13 protein-coding genes are annotated in these 19,168 nt (G+C 51.2%); 4 read left to right on the top strand and 9 right to left on the bottom strand.

Features of this window, described 5'->3' with window-relative positions; genetic code table 11:
- Positions 1-17 precede the first annotated feature (17 nt).
- From R3F50_10685 to R3F50_10675, 3 genes are read right to left on the bottom strand one after another with little or no spacing between them, the layout of a single operon-like run.
- Entirely contained in the window at positions 18-3,941 is a 3,924-nt protein-coding gene (locus tag R3F50_10685; protein MEZ5490773.1) for an HNH endonuclease family protein, read from the bottom strand.
- Between the two features lie 59 nt (positions 3,942-4,000).
- Entirely contained in the window at positions 4,001-5,317 is a 1,317-nt protein-coding gene (locus R3F50_10680) for a glycosyltransferase N-terminal domain-containing protein (protein ID MEZ5490772.1), read from the bottom strand.
- 3 nt (positions 5,318-5,320) lie between these two features.
- The gene (locus R3F50_10675) at positions 5,321-6,313 is read right to left on the bottom strand and encodes a KpsF/GutQ family sugar-phosphate isomerase (protein MEZ5490771.1); all 993 of its coding nucleotides are present in this window, start codon (positions 6,311-6,313) and stop codon (positions 5,321-5,323) included.
- Positions 6,314-6,708: 395 nt separating this feature from the next.
- Here R3F50_10675 and R3F50_10670 point away from each other — a divergent pair, with 395 nt between their 5' ends.
- Positions 6,709-7,464 carry a class I SAM-dependent methyltransferase gene (locus tag R3F50_10670; protein MEZ5490770.1) on the top strand — a complete coding sequence of 252 codons (756 nt, stop codon included), beginning with the start codon at positions 6,709-6,711 and terminating at the stop codon, positions 7,462-7,464.
- Between the two features lie 39 nt (positions 7,465-7,503).
- Here the strand turns inward: R3F50_10670 and R3F50_10665 are convergent, their stop codons facing one another.
- Entirely contained in the window at positions 7,504-9,021 is a 1,518-nt protein-coding gene (locus tag R3F50_10665; GenBank protein MEZ5490769.1) for a hypothetical protein, read from the bottom strand.
- Between the two features lie 366 nt (positions 9,022-9,387).
- On the opposite strand from R3F50_10665, the gene R3F50_10660 reads away from it, so the two are divergent.
- On the top strand, positions 9,388-10,878 hold the full coding sequence (locus R3F50_10660) for an oligosaccharide flippase family protein (protein ID MEZ5490768.1): 1,491 nt from the start codon (positions 9,388-9,390) through the stop codon (positions 10,876-10,878).
- 213 nt (positions 10,879-11,091) lie between these two features.
- Here the strand turns inward: R3F50_10660 and R3F50_10655 are convergent, their stop codons facing one another.
- From R3F50_10655 to R3F50_10645, 3 genes are all read right to left on the bottom strand, one after another.
- Positions 11,092-11,769, bottom strand: coding sequence for a hypothetical protein (locus R3F50_10655; GenBank protein ID MEZ5490767.1), 678 nt, complete (start codon positions 11,767-11,769; stop codon positions 11,092-11,094).
- The gene (locus R3F50_10650; GenBank protein MEZ5490766.1) at positions 11,766-13,628 is read right to left on the bottom strand and encodes an asparagine synthase C-terminal domain-containing protein; all 1,863 of its coding nucleotides are present in this window, start codon (positions 13,626-13,628) and stop codon (positions 11,766-11,768) included. Before R3F50_10650 ends, R3F50_10655 begins: the two co-directional genes overlap by 4 nt.
- 160 nt (positions 13,629-13,788) lie before the next feature.
- Positions 13,789-14,562: a long-chain N-acyl amino acid synthase gene (locus tag R3F50_10645; GenBank protein ID MEZ5490765.1), complete on the bottom strand. Its 774-nt coding sequence runs from the start codon at positions 14,560-14,562 to the stop codon at positions 13,789-13,791.
- Between the two features lie 480 nt (positions 14,563-15,042).
- Between R3F50_10645 and R3F50_10640 the strand changes: the two genes are divergently transcribed.
- Both R3F50_10640 and R3F50_10635 read left to right on the top strand, forming a co-directional pair.
- Positions 15,043-15,783, top strand: a complete 741-nt coding sequence (locus R3F50_10640; protein ID MEZ5490764.1) for a Crp/Fnr family transcriptional regulator — start codon at positions 15,043-15,045, stop codon at positions 15,781-15,783.
- Positions 15,784-16,089: 306 nt separating this feature from the next.
- On the top strand, positions 16,090-16,629 hold the full coding sequence (locus R3F50_10635) for a Crp/Fnr family transcriptional regulator (protein ID MEZ5490763.1): 540 nt from the start codon (positions 16,090-16,092) through the stop codon (positions 16,627-16,629).
- A gap of 67 nt (positions 16,630-16,696) precedes the next feature.
- On the opposite strand, the gene R3F50_10630 is transcribed toward R3F50_10635, so the two are convergent.
- Both R3F50_10630 and R3F50_10625 read right to left on the bottom strand, forming a co-directional pair.
- Positions 16,697-17,707, bottom strand: a complete 1,011-nt coding sequence (locus R3F50_10630; protein MEZ5490762.1) for a sulfotransferase — start codon at positions 17,705-17,707, stop codon at positions 16,697-16,699.
- Between the two features lie 35 nt (positions 17,708-17,742).
- A complete protein-coding gene (locus tag R3F50_10625) occupies positions 17,743-19,104 on the bottom strand; it encodes a putative O-glycosylation ligase, exosortase A system-associated (GenBank protein MEZ5490761.1) in 1,362 nt (453 codons plus the stop codon).
- Positions 19,105-19,168: the final 64 nt, after the last annotated feature.

The raw sequence follows: 19,168 nt of genomic DNA, 5'->3' as shown, positions 1-19,168 counted from the left end.
TTTGCCACCACTTCAAATTAGTTGTAGATGTTCAACCTGGTCGGTACGGGTGTATAGACTAATTCGCCACCATCCGGCCAGTATGCAACAAAAATTTGCAAATCTATTGGCATTTCAAAGTATCCCTTGGAAAGCGTGAAGTCGTATGTCTCCCACAATACAAGGCTGTCAAATACGATTAGCTGTTCCAGATCCGCTATGATCGGTATCAGCTCTCTGGTCGGTGAAACTGAATAAAGCTGCTCCCCAACCTGAGCTATCAAAAAGATATCGAGCGACTTTCCACGGTGTTGCACTTCTGGCGTGATGGATACCGTAATGTCTAATAAATTCTGTGTAGTCGCGTCCGTATAATAGGCGCAGCCATCATCCCTGGTTAACCCCAGTGAGAAGTTTGCAGCAGATTTCTCACCATCCAGGTAGACGCCGGCCTGTGTCGGTCTCGTAGCATGTTGCAGGTCGGCATTCAGTACCGATTCAATTGCATCAATCTCGGCTGCATCAAACTCGAGACCATAAGCATTCTTGACTGCCACCCAATCTCGAACGTACTCACAGTGATATGCGGAGTCAGGCGGCATCCACAACGCTGGATCGTCAGGTCCTTTGGAACTGTGAGTGCTAGCGCTCACCGTGACGAGAACGTCGGCAAGGAGAGAGTCATTTGCATAGGCAAGTTTCTGATCCTGTAGCCAATACTTTGCACCACTATCGTGGGCTTCCCTTAATGGAACAAGATGGTCAATTTCCAGATCGCCAGGATCTGTGAAATACTCGCCGGTATAGGGATCCTGCCAGAGTCCAGCTACAACCCTGCACCCATCGTCGTCAAACGTAGGTATCTCCAGCGATTCAATGGCCAATACGGCGTTCCTGGTGTCAATACAAGTACCACCAACATAACTCCAGCCAGGTAAATAGTCAGCACTGTCATACGCACTCTCTACAGATGGTGTCTCCACCATGAATTGTGATGGAAAAGCAATTCCCCATACCGGTTTTTCATCGAAACTCCCCATCCACCAGTCAAAATTGCTGGCACCCTTCACGCGCGCCCACGCTTCTTCTGCTCCTTGCGCCTTATGTTTAACGGCATAACTGATAGCGGGCAATAAATTGGCCCAATAATCAGTTGCGCTCGGCTCTTCCAGTTCGCCTGCACAAGGATTACCCAGATCGATCTGATTCCATGCCCAGAATGCAAGCCCGCTCATGTCGGAACCACCAACGCGCAGAGTGTATTTACCCGCTCGGCAGAACCTGTCCTGCAACAAGCCGACCGGAAATTTGTAATTGAAGTCTCGCAGAGCGATCAGATCGCTCATGTCATTCAGGGGCTCAATGTCACTCAGAAATCCGAGCGTTTGCACCCGAAAGTTCTGCTGCCAAGGTCCAATTACGCCCGCGCCATAAGCGTCCGTGTAGTAACTGATGCCCAATTCGTTGTCGCCTGCTCTGGACGCATAGTGCGCCATGTTGTAGGCCAGCCGATTCTTGATGCTGCTGTCGCCAGTCATCGCCGCGTACATGCCCGATGCTCGCCAGCACCACGCTTGCCCACGAGTCTGCCCTTTGTTCAGCCTGGCCTCGCCTATGCCTCCGCCATACCCCCATGTCTGCACGAGGTAACAGGTACTTGCCGTGTGGCCTAGCGTGTCAAGGTGGACGGGATTCCCGGTCAGCAAGTAAGCGAGGTATCCGGTGGACGGAAAGTGCGCCCGCTCCCAACAGAGATTATTCCCGCAGAGCTGCGTTACGCCGCCTTTGTTTTCTCCAAGTACCGACCATTTCCCAAATTTTACTGGTTCGATAATTCCCCCAGTATCGACGTCCCGCCAGACGATCCTGTAGCTTCCTATCGCGTAGGCGTTCGCAACAACAGATGCGAAAGCTTCCTCGCTCGGATTGGCTAAATAAGCCGCATCCCATTCAGGCAATAAACCAATCTGTGCCTGATACCCGGCCGCCCCCATGTTGGCCGTGTGGTTGCCTTTTTCCATCGGCGCATAAACCTGGTAACTGCCCGGTTTGGCATCAGGGCTGAGCGGATAAGTCGGCACCAGCCCGGACTCCATGAGTTGATTGACATCTTGCCTTGCCTTGGCAAACTGCCCCTCGTAAAACTCCGCGATCCAACGGGTATTGCGAGTGTGTGCAATCTGATAGGTTTTTGACTGATCCCCCACCGTCACCGTCGCACTATAGTCTGCTTTCGCGGTGTTGAGATTCACATAGCCGTTTTCAACAGCGATAGTGACGTGTCGCTCGCCTTGACTGAATTCCTGAATGTAAAAAAAAACGAGAAAATCACCTGCCATTTCTCGATACCAACTCTCGACCGAGTATGGCCCAGGTTCAGTATAAAACGCAGTACCCGGTTCAACCGTTAGGCCATCAATATCAACAGAAATGCCGGTTGAACCAGCAGGCTCACCCTCCCCAGGCTCACCCTCCCCTGAATAACCCGTAATAACGGCAAACTTGCACGAGCCATCATTCCACCGTACCCGACAAATTGCCTGCGCATTGGGGTAAGCGGGTTGATCCACCACCCCTTTGGGCAAACCAACCCCCAGGTGGAAAGGGCCGGAGCCCTCAATGTTCAATACTAGATCATAATCCTGGGTACCTTCATCCGGTTCCGTAGCCTCAACTACCTCAGATTCTGGTTTAGGTTTAGGTTCTGGTTTAGGTTCTGGTTTAGGTTCTGGTTTGGTTTCTGGCTTGGGTTCTGGTTGCGGTTCAGGTTCAGGTTCAGGTTCAGGTTCAGGTTCAGAATCCGGCGATTTAGCAGCAGAACCCGCGACCTTATACAGATGTACCGGCTGGTTTATATTAGAGACCCCGATGTAGACATCATAATCGGGGATATACTGCAACTTAGAATACACTCGACTGTCACCATTTAATGGCCCGGTCGTGTGGTTGACAACAGTGTAGGTGGCGGGGTTTGCGCGCTCCCAGACTGTTACGTTTTTACCCCCTTCCCAGAACAAGCACTCAGTTACTCCACAGGCCATCCCCCCGGCGTTTGGTATCTGATTGAAATCGTAAATGTGGCGAGAGCTGCCCGAGGCACTGAACGTCCACAAAAATCCAGAACGCAAATAAGTCACCACTTCATTGCCAAGCGTCTCTGCAAACCCCTGCCCAGCCGGCGGGTTCCTGAATATTTCGTACTGCTGTACTGCCTGTCCATCCTTAAAGTTGTATTGATACAGAGAGTAATTACTGCCGGCTATATATCGTCCATTGTAAATTGCCGACCTGGGGTAATTAAGGCTGTGCTCCCCAAGATTCCGGTAAGACAGCGGCTGGATACCATTCCGAACCTCGGTTTTCGATGGGTTGAACTCATAAAAGTTCTGAATTTCGGAAGAACTGATTAAGGTCTTCCCCACAGGTTCACTGCCGCACGCCTGGGAATACCCTAGATTTACCAAAATGATCGTGCCCGTCTCTGGTATAAACTCAACCCCGTCATAAGTATGGGCAGCGCTTGGCGCGACGGCGGGGTCAGGTACTTGGCAATAATTATTTACCCCTGTGGAGTAGTAATGGGTAAGCCGCGACGGGTCATTTAATCGCTCAAAGGTCCCTTCCTGAATATCATAGGCGTACCACTCATTCCCGTAATAGTCGTTGTGCCCGCCGCCATGGAAATACATGGTCAGACTATCCGGATCAAGCGCCCCACCATTCCATGCGATCATTACCGCTTTTGATCCGATTGAGCCTTTCACGCCGAATGCGTTCGCCTCTCCGTCGCTTAGACGAACGTTATCAAAAACATCATCAGATACTTTGCACCAGCCAGACGCGCCAGCAGCATAGGACGCAATGCAATCAGCAAACCCGCCAGCGATAGGCTTGGTAGTCGTTTCTGCCCCATAAACTGCTTGAGTGCATAGCAGCGTCAAAATTATCAGTGTATTGCGCATTCCCTAACTTCCTAAGCTTATAATTTTTACAACTTGCCAAAGCAGGCAGCCCAAGTTGACTATTCGTAAGCGAAAAGCACTTCGTTAACCAATTCCAGGTTCCTTTGGGTTGCTCCTTTTAAACCCTGAACGCGACGCATGATAGTCGCTTGAAAACCTCCGTCTTTAGAATGTTGCAATAGATCCAAAAACAATTTGGCCAGACCCTCTCGATTATCAGACTCGTAAATCAAACCAGACTTCTTCGTTTCGATGTAGACTGGATAGCTCGGAAATGACTTTTCCCAGCCAGGCGTTACAACTACGGGCTTTCCCAACGACAATGGTTCAAGTACGTTATGGTTGAGCCCGACAAAACACACCTGGGCGACTCCATACATATGTACCAGTTCTCCCAGGGTATCGAGTACCAGGACGCTGACGCCAGACATGTCGTATGACTGCTGCTGCGTTCGGAAAACATGAGACAAATTTCTGTCGGCAAGCAAGTCAGCCAGCTGCAGCATCCTGTCGATGTTCTCGGGATGGCGCGGCGCCAGTATCAATAGCGCGTCAGGGACTTGTTCAATGACAAGTTTAAACGCATCCAATACATATTCTTGCTCTGCGATGTTTGTTACACACCCAGCAGTAATGATCAGGCGCTCAGACGTACTAACGGCTGTCAGCAGTTCGCCCAGGCCATCCTGAGGTTGCGGTAGGGTTACCCCTTGGTCAAGCGCATCAAATTTGATGTTGCCCGTCACAACTACTTTTTCAGCACTGGCTCCCGCCGCCAGGATTCCATTGCGCACCGTTCTGGTCTGCGCGGTGAACAGATCAATCAAGTCTAGATAATCACTGTTAAGAAGCTTTTTTTCAATGCGATCCATAGTGCAACTTGGCATCCCATCGTAAAGCCACCCGTTCAAGACGATACAAGGTGTATTCTTTCGCTTCATCGCATACAACACCCGGTAACTGAACCTGCATGGCGCATCTGACAAGGTACAGGGAATCTCGGCCAGAAAGAAACACAGCGGCGGAAACCTTCGAATATATGATTGAATGCGCCCTTCCATGCCGTGATCAATGACCACCGAACCGGGAAATACCTTGAGCATAGAAGCCTTATAGTGTGGATGATCCGTCAGTAAAACAACGCTGGTTGCATCGCTACCTTTAAGAAACTCAATCAGGAATGGCCTAATGGCATTTAACTCGCCCAAGGTGGATACAAAGATCCAGGCGAAACGGTTCCCTTCGCCAGAATTCACATCACCAAAATGATGGTCAGGATGTTCCTGCCCATGGCCTTTCAGGATATTGCTAGCCCATTCGATAAGCTGGAACAACGCAAACCGGAACCTTTTTCCCAGGGAAATTTTTCCGCCCATAGGTTAAATCCCTGCGCGGACAAGGTCGTGAACCCGCACCATGCCCCGAATCTTCATATCTTCGTTTACAACTGGCAAAACCGATATCTGGGACTTTCTTTGCTCCATCTCATTCAAAGCATCTACTGCAAGGCAGTCCTCATAGGTGATTGTAGGACTAGCAGTCATAATTGACTCTGCGCGCATAGACTCGAGCTCCGAAAAACTGCGTTGTTGCAACGCTCTTCTTATATCACCGTCCGTAATGATGCCGATCAGGCGACCAGTGGAATCGCCAACACATACTGCACCCATCTTGTTAGCGGTAATCGCTGTTAAAACTTCACTGAACGGCCAATCCGGTGATATATAATCTGCTTGCCTGCCATCTCCTATCATGTCCCTTATCCGTAATGTAAGTTGACGCCCCAGTCGACCAGCGGGGTGATTGACAGCGAACTGCTCGGCCTGGTAGTTACTGTGTAACATGACACCTATAGCAAGCGCATCTGCGATACCCAGTGCCGCAATGATACTGGTGGTCGGCGCCAGATTCAGTGGACATGCCTCCTTTTCTATTTGAGCAAGAAGGTGAATTGCAGATAGTTTTGCCAGCTCGGAATCAGCAATCCCTGTAATGGCAATAATGGGGGCTTCACGGTGTTTCAAAGCAGGGGTTAGTGCAAGAATCTCTTCCGTGCTGCCACTATGGCTTATCGCGATGACAACACCGCCCGGACGAACGATACCCAAATCGCCATGGAGGGCGCTTGATGGATCCAGAAAAGCTGAAGGCTTTCCTGTACTGGTCAGCGTCGCCGCTAACTTCCTGGCAACAAAACCCGACTTACCCACTCCCGTTGTAATGATCAGCTCTGAACAATCATGTATCATTTCTGTTGCGGCCAGGTACTCCCGACCCAATTGCTCAGAAAGGGCAATCAATGTCTCAGCTGCGAGAAGCATAGACTCACGACCCGATTGTACAACTTGCTTTTGCAGTAAATCTCTTTCCATCACCGATCCCTGCACACAAGAACTAACGATTGAAACGGGTATTTTCTTTCTAAATCAAATTGTTATGAGAAATTCTCTATGATAGCGGCGGTCAGTTTCTTTACAGGGAAGCAACACACTTGCATTCTTGCCGCGCACCCACGACGATTATCCAATACCAGAACCATCCGGAGCAAGGAACATGATCACACTGCCGTCATGTCTTGACAGCACTGATGACTACTCTATTTCTAGCACTATTGGCTACCCTTCCTGGGTCAATTGAGCCCCCCTTTTTGCCAGCCGGATAACACCTAGCACCTTAAGCTGTTTCTGAGCTATGCTTTACTGGAAAGTGATCGTCATGCATCAGGCAATCGATCACCCTACCAGCCAATAGTCAGTGGAGTCACCCGTTGAGCCTAGCCGAGTACCGCAACAGTGAAAACGAACGGGCACGCGTGGCGGACCTGATGCGGCTCGTGCCGGACCATCTAGAAACCGCGTTAGACATCGGCGCGCGAGATGGTTTCATCGCAGAACAATTAGCAAGCAAGGTATCTGCCGTCACCGCGCTGGATCTCGAGACTCCCACTATTAGTGATGAAAGAATTCGCTGCATTAAAGGCGACATTACATCATTGGACCTCCCGAACAACAGCTATGAACTTGCCTTATGCGCAGAAGTGCTTGAGCACATCCCGCCTGATAAACTGACCCTTGCCTGCACTGAATTGACACGCGTCAGCAGCCGCTATTTGCTGATTGGAGTGCCCTACAAGCAGGATACTCGAGTAGGGCGCACAACATGCCAGACTTGCGGACAAAAGAATCCGCCCTGGGGCCATGTGAATTCGTTCAGCAAGAGCAAATTGCAGGCGCTTTTCAATACCTGCAATCTCGTTGAAGTGTCATACATTGGCAAAAGTAAAGAGCGGACGAATTCACTGTCCTGCTGGTTAATGGATTTAGCCGGAAATCCTTATGGAACGTACTCGCAGGATGAGCCATGTATTCATTGTGGTGCGACAATAGGACGGCCATGTGAAAGGAAACTATACCAAAGAGTGTTTACCAAAATTGCATTTCTGACCCAAAGACTCCAGAACTTTTTCCTGGCTGAACAACCGAATTGGGTTCATATCCTCTTTGAAAAGAAATCCTTTGACTGACCTGCTTTCTTAGTCAGCGCTACCGGGAAGTTGAGAGTATCAGAACTGGATATCGAACTGACGGGCAAATTGTTTGAGGTAGATAGGAAGCTTGAAGACATCTTTCGAGTGCAGGTAATAAGACGGCGACAAAAGGCCCTTCAGTATATGCGGGTAGATACTCCAGGGGTTGCAACCGGGCGTTTGGTGGATCCCCGCGACGAAATGCATCATTACCTCGCCGAGTTCGCGCAGGTTTTCAGTCGGGTGTACCTTCCTGTGTGGCTTTGATTTCGTTTCGTAAGGGATATCAGCCCACTGAGGGTACTGACGGGCTATCGTCTTTTCATGAAATTCATGATCTAGGAAATATTCCGGTGGTAACCCGGAAAGAAGGTTGTATAGATCTTCGTCAAGAAAAGGCGCCAGCACGTGAGGACGCTGTTGCAGGATGCGCCAGCTCGAAAGCGCAATATGCCGCCTGGTCCGATTCCAGAAAAAGAACTGGCTGACCGGGTTGACTTCCCCCTGATACTTTTCAAGTTCATTCACTATCAATTCCAGCGCAAGCTGGCGGCTGAAACTCGAGTGGGCGGAACGGGAGAGTAATCTGGCCGTATACGCCTCACTTACCATCAGCTCATCGGCAAATTGCTCAAGCTTGCCGCTGCGATACAGGTCGAGACGATGCTGCGAGAGAAATAGGCCTGCTGACAGCACATCGCCCCCGATACCATCAAACGCGGCGTCATATCCACTTGTATCTAAAAAGCGCGCCAGTGGCAGAATCCACGAGTGTTCCAAGGAACAGAAATTAGTCAGCCTATTTTTCTCTTGTTCTACATGGAGAAGGGATTTCCACTGCTCCAGCAAGACGTGATTCAGGCCAAGGCGATCGCAAATCTGGCCGGCAACCTCTGCATCCTCATCAGACTTTGGTGGCCGATGCCGCATCGTGATGCAGGCGTCTGGAACAGCTCCGGAGGCGACCATAGCGAACAGGATGTGGCGAGAGTCACGCCCCCCCGAAAGGGGCACCGCGACCTTTTGCGAGTAGACATTGCTGAACTTCTTCATGGAAGCGCGAAACAATTCGCCATACGCGTCCCTGGCCTGGTCAAGCGAGAGTTTAGGATCTGCGCCACTGGTCGCACGCACCGACGCCAACTTCATACCCTTTAATCCGAAGCGAAGCGTGGCGCCAGGAGGCAGCACCTCAACATCTTCAAATGGCGTCGTATTTCCGAAGAAGGAACCAGCCCTGAGAAATGCGGCAATCGCGGCATTGTTCAACCTGGCGGGCTGACCGTTGCCCACCAGGTCGGCAATAGAGGAGGAAAACTCAAGAGCCCGACCCTCAACCCGATAATACACCGGGTACATGCCGTAGCGGTCATTTTCCAACACGATATCACCATCTTCTAAATACCACTGGACGAATACCCCATTGCGCCCCCTTCCAGCATCCAGTTTGTAGCCAAGCAAACATTCTCTATCCCCATCGATAGCCACCCTATCGCCCTCTACCCGGGCGCGAGTCAAAGAACCTTGGGTTTTCCCTAGGATCAGCATATTCATATTACCCTATCGTCGTGCTGTAAGGTCTGTTTGACCACGATTGCGCCTCACTCGCCGCCTCCACAACCTACTTCGCGCAATGTAATCTTCATCAAACTCGTTCCGAATATACCACTGTAAAGGAGCTTCAGTATGTCAAAATAAATTTCATGTATATGTATGTGATCGAAGGTCGATATTACCTTGAGGGCATTCTGAGTAATTCATCACTTGTAGGCAGACGGAAACTTGGTCTGCGTATCCAACCTGAGTTCCAGCGCAAGATCTGCGAACGGTGCATACTATGGAACCCCTGATTAGTTACCGCAATGCTCGGGGTAACCAATCAGAGGTTCCTTAGCATTAAAAATGCGGCAGAGTACAAATATGACAAAAAAATCCGTGGAACGAAAAATTATAGACGGATCACTTTGGACAATCTTCCTTAATGTGTTTGTCAGGATGCTAGGTTTTATCAGCATCCTTATTCTAGCCAGATTTTTGAACCCACGTGATCTGGGTGTGTATGCTGCTGCCGCAGTAGTCATAGAACTGGTAAATGTCCTGACCCAGACAGGTGTGGAAACCATTCTGGTTCAAAAAGTTCGACTATCTGTATCACACTACCAAACGGCTTGGACAATTAATATTATCAGAGGGGCAATCATATTCTGCATTTTGCAGATTTTTGCTCAATTTTTTATCACTGCCTATTCCAGCGACCCCGGCATCAGGCAGGCGATCCAGGTTATTGCCTTCAGCGCTCTGATCAGCTGCTTCAGTAGCGCCTATTTTATCAATTTCCAAAAGCACATTGACTTCAAAACTATTGCAAAAGTCAACATCATCTGCCGTTTGACAGGGTTTGTAGCAACTATCATAGCAGCCTATATCTTGCGGTCTTTTTGGGCTCTTGTTGTGGGAAATTTTTCCATTACAACGATGAATTTATTGCTAAGCCACAAATTTGCACCGGGCAAGCACCGGTTGACCTTGTCTGAGGGCAAACACTTAATTGGTTCGTCGCGCTGGGTCATCTTTCATGAGGTTTGCGCATTCTTCTCGCTGCAATTTGATAAATTCCTTATAACCAGATTCCTTGGGACGAAATCTCTTGGCATTTACGACGTGGGTTATCAAATAGCAATGGTGCCAATTCAGGAAATCGCGCTGCCCGTTTCCAGGGTCCTTTTCCCTGGACTGGCGAGTTTGGCACATGACCGAGAGGCTTTCCGCAATCTGCTAACATCCTTCCTGGCAGCGATTTTCTATCTGTCTGTACCTGCTGCAGTGGGCTTGTTTCTTGTTGCTGAGCTGCTAGTTTCCAGCTTATTCCCGGTAGAGTGGTTTGGAACCATTGAAGTCATAGAAATACTGGTTGTGCTTGCCTTGGTGAGATCATTTTTTGGCCCAACAATTTCGGCGCTTATGGGTGCAGGTCAATTAGAATTAAATGCAAAATTATCCGCATTAAGCGCATTTCTAAGCCTACTGTTTCTTTCTTTTGGCATGGTTACTTATGGACTCATTGGCATGATGAGTGCGGCTGTATTTGTTTCCGTAATCCGACTATCTGTCTATCTAGGCGTTCTTCAAAAACTTGGAATGTTCAGAATCTATGAGTATTTGACGATGATCTGGCGAGCAGTAATTTCTACCTTTCTAATGGCATTCTGTGTTGAAAGTTACATAAAAATTGAACCAGAGACACTCTCGCTAAATCCAATATCAATGCTCCTGACATCAATATCCATAGGAATGATTTCTTATACTTTCTTTATCACCTTAATATGGGCCCTTTCAGGGCGGCATGATGGTATCGAGTCTAGCGTGATTAATTGGGCAATCAGCCATAAGAAGGGCATGGCGAAGAAATGAAGATTTCAATTTAAGCTGCTTTAGTAACTGGCTTTCTCATTCAATGAATCGGGCGTCCGGGGGACCCGGCGAAATTCGATGTCAGCGTAAACCTGTATGGATTAGTTTGCGCTACTGCCATGCAGCTTCAATTCGGCAACTACCAGCGAACTTAGCACCGACGGCACTAACTTCAATTTGCGCACTTCACCTCTTCCCAAGACAGTCTTCTGTCTACTGCCAATGGCCGGCTTCCTGCAGCTTTCGCTTTAGTCCCGGCAAATCGATACCAAGTCTGGACGCCTGTTCGGCATAGCGACGCGATTCGACGAAGTTGCCTCTGTCAAAGTGGAGCAGGCCCATGTTGTAAAGTAAATTCCCATTATCAGGTGCCAACTCCTCTGCCCGCTCGTACATTTCGAGCGATCGATCCAGCTCTCCGACCCGATGCAAATAAAGCCCGAAAAGCAAATAGGGTGCAGGATCGTTTGGAGTGAAATAAATTGCCCGCTGCAGGTAGCACTCCGCACTGTAACCTTCACGACGCGAAGCAGTCGACTCGCCAAGCGCGAATCGGACAGCAGCATACAACGCCCGGTGGTGATTGGGAAACCGGTTCAAAGTGTAGTTGACATCAGGCATTGGATGGATGGTGCTCTTACCTCTTATCAAATTCTCTACTTCAGGGGTAAAGTGTGCCCCTTCTACTAGCGGCAACCGATCTTTGTGAATTCGATAGTCAAACGGGCCGTACCCCCCTGTAGCGCCTGTGCCAATGTCAGAACAGGCACGACCATCCAGCGACTCTCCTACCCAGGGAACTTGCTGAGCCCCTACTGTTCCTGGAAAGAATCCGGCCAGCAGGTAAATTATCACCGCGGGGAAACATCTATTCGAACGAGCTGAGTTCATGGATTCTGCTCCATACGATAACCAGATTCGTTGACAGCCAACCACAATTCCAACGACATGAGCACCCAAATCAGCTCGCCGAAGTAAGCGGCATGTCCGTCCCGGTGGCTTGCTATAGCCTTATCTAGAAATTGCGGTAAAAATATACGCCTTTCTTTGAGCTTGAGTATATTGTCGTAGGCCAGCTCCTGCAACGGCTTATAGGTCTTCATCCACACACCGAAAGGCAACCCGAAGCCGTGTTTGCTCTTGTCAATCGTTGCCTCCGGCAACCAGCCTGTCATCGCCTGCTTGTAAAAGTGTCTTAATCTGACCTGCTTCGATCCGCTGCCCGGCAGCTTCCAGGACGAGGGAATACGACTGGAGAATTCGACCAGATCATCATCCAGCATCGGATATCGAACGGCTATTCCTACCATAGCGCATGCCTGATCCACCTTGCGCAGGTCATTATCGGACAGAGTGACCTGCCAATCCAGGAACAGCATGCGGTTCAGCGCTGATGCGTGGCCTGGAACCTGATAGATTTCGTTCAACAGCTTCAGAGGGATGGCCTGTTCCACTTGCTGTAAAAAAACTGAACTGAATACGTCATCCGGGCTGTTCTGCTCCAGAAAACTGTAGTACTGGAGGCGATCAGGCAACGGAGTATTGGCCTGCCGAAGGAAGCTTCGGCCCTTGGACACCAACGGTAAATTGTCAGGCAGGCTCCTCACCAGCGGCTCAATCAGCCCCGCGCGCAGCCATCGCGGTGCCCGTCGATAGTGCTCGAATACCCGCTGGCTTGCGTAACGCTCATTGCCCGCAAAAAGTTCATCACCGCCGTCTCCGGCAAGCAGCACATCGACACCATCCCTTTTTGCCATGCGGGCACAGAAGTAAGCTGGCAGCACGGAGGAGTTGCCAAAGGGTTCGTCGAAAGCGGCAGCGATAGCAGGCAACGCCTGCACTACTTCATCCGGAGTTAGATAGTGCTCATGCAGCCGGACCCCGAAGTGCCGCGCCGCAAGGCGCGCAAACGGCATTTCATCATAGCCCTCGGCGTCGAAACCGATTACATAGGCATCGGCACCACCGCCTTGAACCTCACTAAGCATGCCCGCGACAGTCGAGCTGTCCAGGCCGCCGCTCAAAAAGGCTCCAACTTTGAGGTCCCTGTTTGTGCTGGCGCCCCCCCCATTCTGCTCGCGCGAATCACGCGAGATACAGCGCTTTACCGCTCGCTTAAGGCAGGTCCTCAGTTCCTCATGCGCTGTGGGCTTGGAAACGGAGCGATTCTCATCAAAATCGGGAACCCAGTAACGGGAGAGATGTGGGCCCTGCCGCGTCAGTTCCATCACCGCAGCAGCACCGAGCTTGTGGAAACCGTCAATGACAGCGCCTGGCGCCGGTACCATATGGAAATAAATATAGTTGTAAAGCGCTTGTGCATCCAGTCCCACATCCGCAGCGTGCTCACGGAGCCTCGCAAGACTACTGCCAACCAGCACAGCATTTCCGCTCACGCGATAATAGAGAGGTTGGCGGCCCATGCGGTCGGTGGCCAGCAGTATGCGCCCTTGCCGCCGATCTACAACGATCGCAGCCCAGCGACCCTGCAGTTGCAGCAGACCTTCCCTCCCATGGCTATCATAGAGAGAAAGCAGGTCGGTTGCCGTGATCCGACTGATATCTCCGGTTGCGGAATCCGCAACAATACCCGGCTCACCGATGATTGAGACCATAAGGTCATGGTCACGGTGTGCAACATCCTGAGAGAGGATAAAGGACTCTCCCAACACCATGCCTTCAGCGGGGCTCCCCGGAATCTGAACGGCTACGCTGTCTTCTGGCGCAGCGTCAATAGGCAATTGTGCCACAAGGACGTCAGAGGGCCTAAACGGCGCGCTCGTGCAGCGCGGCACCTCATACGGTTGGGTCGTTGAGTTCATATCCTGAATACTCGGGGGTGCAATTCGAACATGGAACTGTAACCAATGCTGTTCCACCCCTCTGTTCGATAACAGACAATTTAACCTTTCAGCGCTGACCACCTGCACCCGGCACAGTCAATTTCTGTAGGATGGCATGCTGTTCTGGTGGTGGCGCAAATAGCCGATAAAGATTCCGATCATGCCGGGCTTCGCTGCCGGCGAATTCTCGAACCAGATCAGCGGCAAAGCCAAGCCTCAGGTGCATAAGAATGGCCGGGGCATTGACCCTCAGACAAAGACGCTTCGGCCCGAGAACCCGATAGCCCATGGTGCGCCGATAGAAACCTGTATGCCGGGGGTGTACCTCGGCCAGGAGGTCGGTCCGGGCGAATACTTCCCGGGCCAGGATAAAGGCCACATTGAACAACGCCCCGAGAACTTCAAGACTGGCTGATTGTGGATCGAGTGCCAGGCGTGTGACTTCACAAAGTCGACCTCCGCTTGCTCGCAGGATATTGGTTTCCCGGGGATAGAGCAAGTCGGAGAACAAGCCGGACAGTGAATCGATTCTCAGCGTGAGCGTGCCGACCACCTTTAGATCTAACGCTGCGGCGATGGTTACTTTTTCGCTACCGCTGTCTGCATGGGCTTCACCGGATGTACCCAACCCACGAGAACTGTACCGGCCAGCCACGAGCAGGTCCACCTCGTCACGCAGCTGACCCGCTTCACCAACCAGTCGAACCTGATAGCCTCTTAACTCGACCGAACTCTCCGCGTTAAGAATCCGCCTCGCTACCGGGCGGACTACTGGCTGAGGTCGTTGGTCTGCAGCGACTCCTCCAAGCGCAGATCGCTCTTGCCTGACGCAATTGCTCATGGCAAGCACTGGACTATACCCCGTCTCGTGTATTTGTGGAGGATCATTTCTAGGCCCTACATTAAGACTGAAGTACACGGGCTAATCCTTTGCTGAGACCACAACAATATCAATAAGTTCCACGGCTCCAGCTGTAATCGTGGTCCTAACAGGCCCTTCTCATACTGCGCAGAGCGAACCTTCGCGGCGTGAATACTTCCTTGAGGTTGGTAACGAAAGCCATTGATTTGGTGCCTTTTTCATGAAAAGCGGAGCTACTTCACAGTGCATCTGGCCTTTTGGGTCGATACTTCCCGACCACAGTGGCTGAACCCATCAAGCAGAAACGGTCGGGAGAGGCTCTAGAGCATGCGTTCAACACCCATGCTCCTGAAATGAGCGCAAGAGGTAGGGTCAGCCGGATCTCAGGCCAACAAAGTCAGGTGAGATAAATCGATGGCCGCAAGGAGCCAGGAAAGTAATGAATGAAAGGAGACTGTCATGCGTGCCATACCCTTAGTTTCGGCGCTGCAGCAAAATCAACTTCTGGCAGCCATACCGGCCGACTCGCGCAGTCGCCTGCTCCCTCACATGGAGTTGGTGGAGCTTCCTCGCGGCAAGGTGCTTCATGAGGTCGGTGAAAAGATAGATCATGCCTATTTCCCAATTGGCTCTATCGTTGGCATCGTCGCCATGCTCGAGAATGGAGACTGCACGGAGGTTTCCATGGTGGGAAATGAAGGTATGGTCGGAATCTCAGCCTTCATGGGTGGCGACACTATCCCCCGACAGGCGGTCGTTCGAAGCGGCGGATATGCCTATCGCTTGCCAGCGACACGGCTCAGACAGGAATTTTCCCGTCACGGTGAAATGCTTTCTCTGTTACTGAGCTATACCCAGACCCTTTTCACGCAGGTGGCACAGACAGCCATCTGCAATCGTCACCACTCTATCGAGCAACAGCTGTGCCGCGTATTACTTCAGTCGTTTGATCGGGTGCACGGCGATGAACTGGAAGTGACCCACGAAAACCTGGCCACCATGCTCGGCGTAAGGCGGGAAAGCGTTACCGAAGCCGCCGGTCGAATGAAGAGCCTGGGACTGATTGAATGCCGCCGTGGCCGACTGAAAATCCTGGACCGCCCCGGCCTTGAAGCGCTTTGCTGTGAATGTTACAGCGTCGTAAAGGCTGAAACCGACCGACTGTTACCACGCTCCACTGCCCTTCTCCGCTGGAAATAGCAGCATCTGCGTACGGCATCGAACAGATTGGACGTGCTGTTCAGGGGTTTACTGCACACCCTGAATTGAAAATCCATTCTCCTCCACCGGGGGTATTGCAGTTTGCAGGTGCTACCTTCAGGCCGACATACAAATGCTATGGTCCGGCCCGAGCAAAATCTTGTTCTAGCCGGGCTGCCAGTTCATGCCCGGGCTCGGCTTTTCCCCTGTCTCGATCTGATGACGCTGACTGTCGGGAACTGTCTTCACGAACCTGGTGAAACTCTGCGGTACATCTATTTCCCTGTCGATTGCCTCGTGTCATTGGTGTATGACATTGGAGGCGCTGTTACTGGTGAAATTGCGCAGGTCGGGAGGGAGGGTGTTATTGATGCCTCCTCACTCCTGGGCGCAATAGAGGCGCCTAATCGAGCTGTCGCGCAATGTGCCGGTTCGATTTACCGTCTCCCAATCAAGGTGTTTCGCGATGAGTTCGATCGCCACGGCGAACTGCTCAAGACTACGCTCTACTACACGCAATTCCTCATTAGTCAGGTAGCACAGACAGCGCTATGCAATCGTCACCATACGGTCAGCCAGCAACTTTGTCGATGGCTGCTGAGCGCAACAGACCGAATGGAAATTCACGAACTGCTGGTTACCCAAGAGCAGATCGCCAAATTGCTGGGGGTTCGGCGGGAAGGCATCACCGGGGCGGCTGGCAGGCTACAGAAACTGGGCGTGATTGAATACGGGCGTGGCAGGATTGAGATTCTGGACCGGCCCGAACTCGAAAGACTAGCCTGCGAGTGCTATGACAAGATGAAAAGGGAACTAAAGGCACTCCAGATGGCTTCGCGACCATAGTCCGCACAACCTGTTCGCGATTATGCCTTCGCTAAAGCCCGCAAATATTGCAATCCAGGCGACCGTGTCAGTCAGCGTAGTATCGCTGCCATGTCAATGAGTGACCGGCAATAGCGATTACTCGCCTCTGAACATCTTCGGGCAATTGTTGCCGCCAGGCATTGGCGGTACGCATGGGATCCTTGTATACACTATAGTAACGGTCACGGTGCGTGGTCGTGCTGGCGCTCAGGAAGTCAATCGTCTGCTGCGCCAGATCCAGCCCAACCCAATCATACAATTTTTTTGCTTCATTCAATGGATCAGCACAAAACTGCTCATAGGAAACCGCACACACATTAGATAAACCATCACTATCCTGCAATGCCTTGTCGTTTGTGAGCACCCATTGCCAAACGATCCGCTCCAGCGGCGGTAGACTGCATAAATAGTCCAGCGAGACGCCATGACGAGAAGCCACTTGGGTACCTGCCAGCAGCTTCAGGATACCGTGGTCTTCACCGATGCTTTCGTTGTCATCGAACTGCTGCAGCGAGCGGCCTCGCAATACCGATCCGAGGTATCCACAGGGATGACGGACAATTACTACATTCCGACTGTCGGGCAGAGCCGTCGCGAACAGCCCCATACGTGCCAAGGATTCGATGGACTTGCTTACCAATACTGATCGCTCTACTGAAGAGACTGGCAGCCATAAAGGAACAGAAACTCTTAATGATAGCCGCCCGGCAACTTTAACTGCCGTGACCGCGCCTCGATTCCAAGAGCGTTGCAATAGATTCAGATAGTTCTTGTGGAACTGCGGCAATGTGGCGGATATTTTCGCATCACGGATACCAGCCAGGCCCTGCACGAAATCCCGCAATTCTCCATGGTGCTGTGCCCATACGCCCGGCTCCGGTGCCCAAGGCAGGTGGTCCAATCGACCGTAGCTGTCCGGCTCATGTCGGTACAGGGTATTGGGATGACTGTCAAAGATCTTTGCCAACCAGGTTGTACCGGATCGCGGCATACCAAAGAGCAGGACCACTTCGGGACCGCGGTGCTCTGGGTTTACGCTACCTGCTCCAACATTCACTTCGATCCCTCAAGAAAACATTCCATGGACACCCTTCAGATCCGCTCGCTTACCAACTCACCGTTGCTTCTCACTTGCCGATATCCGAATTGGCTGGCTTCCTTCTCTGTGCTTGGCAGAAAACTCCACCGCAACATCGTCATGACCGCTACTGTCCCAATGACGGCATACAGTAAGTCAAAATACGCCAGGCTCACGTTCAAGCCGGTAATACCATAACCCACCAACGAAAGAGACAGCGCATTGGAGAGATACCGAAACCAGTCCACACCATATTGCTTGCCCAACCTGGCATTCTTCATAGTATTGAACAGGGCTGTCAGAAGCATCATTCCAAAAAAGAACAGCCCGACAAAGCCGTGATCTCCCAACACCTGAAAATAGATATTGTGAGCTGCTTTTGGTCTTAGCCCCTCAGGAATAGGCCTAGTGTAGACAGGTCCAAATTCAGGAGTTCGCGGGGCATAATAGTTCCAAACTGATCGATCCGTGACCGACCTGAAGCCGCCGCCCGTCACCGGGTTGTCCAGTGCAATCATGGTCGAGATCTTCCAGGCCCAGAGACGCCCAATGAATGAACCGTCACTCTCTGCGGCAGTTGACACAGTACTCTGGCGTGCTTTCCAATCGTCCGGCGCACTTTGATAAAGAACTGGCAACGCCAGGATCACGAGCAGTGTCAACGCCATTTTGTGGTTGGACTTGAGCCAGAATGCAATGCCCAGCACACAAAGGCCGATAAACCCGCCCCGTGAGTAGGTGCCGACGATACTGACTATATTGAGCATCAATAGCCCCCATAGCCCCAGGCGCAGCCATTTATGTCTAGTTATCTGGATCAGATAGATTACCAGTGGAATACACATGTTGATGGCCACCGCGAGATCATTCCGATCAATGAGTCGCCCGGCCTTCCCGACTATTCGATAGCCGCCACCGGACAGGATGAATTTGACCGCCTCCATCGCCGCATAGGACGAAAGGGCCAGGACAATGGCCCATATTAATGTGTCAATATGAAGTCGTTTACGGAATATCAAGACCATGAAAACGAACAGCAATAAAACTTTGAAGAATTCTTCTGCGTCTCTAAGTACCTCGCCTGAATCGGATCGTATGTGGAAGGCGGTACTGAGCAAAGTCCAGAATCCAAATAACAACACCCAGGCAGTGATACCTGTCATAGGTAGAGATTTGCGCTTTATCACAAACAGATACGATAAAAATGTCACCAGCACTATTGTCAGATTGAGCCTGAAACTTTGGGAAAATCCCCAAGCCCAGTTGGCCGGTGCAATTAGCGCGATCCAGATCCAGGCTGCCACCCCCAGATACGGACGCCGAAAAGAGTAGTAGGTCGCGACGAACAAAAAACCTACCATCAACAAGTCACGCATTACTCTTCATCCCGCTTATCGGACCAGTAAAACAGGTAGCAGATGCTGCAGACCACCATCAATA

Source organism: Gammaproteobacteria bacterium (assembly GCA_041395725.1).
Classification (GTDB): Bacteria; Pseudomonadota; Gammaproteobacteria; order Pseudomonadales; family Pseudohongiellaceae; genus NORP240.
This window is presented reverse-complemented; position numbering and strand designations above follow the sequence as displayed.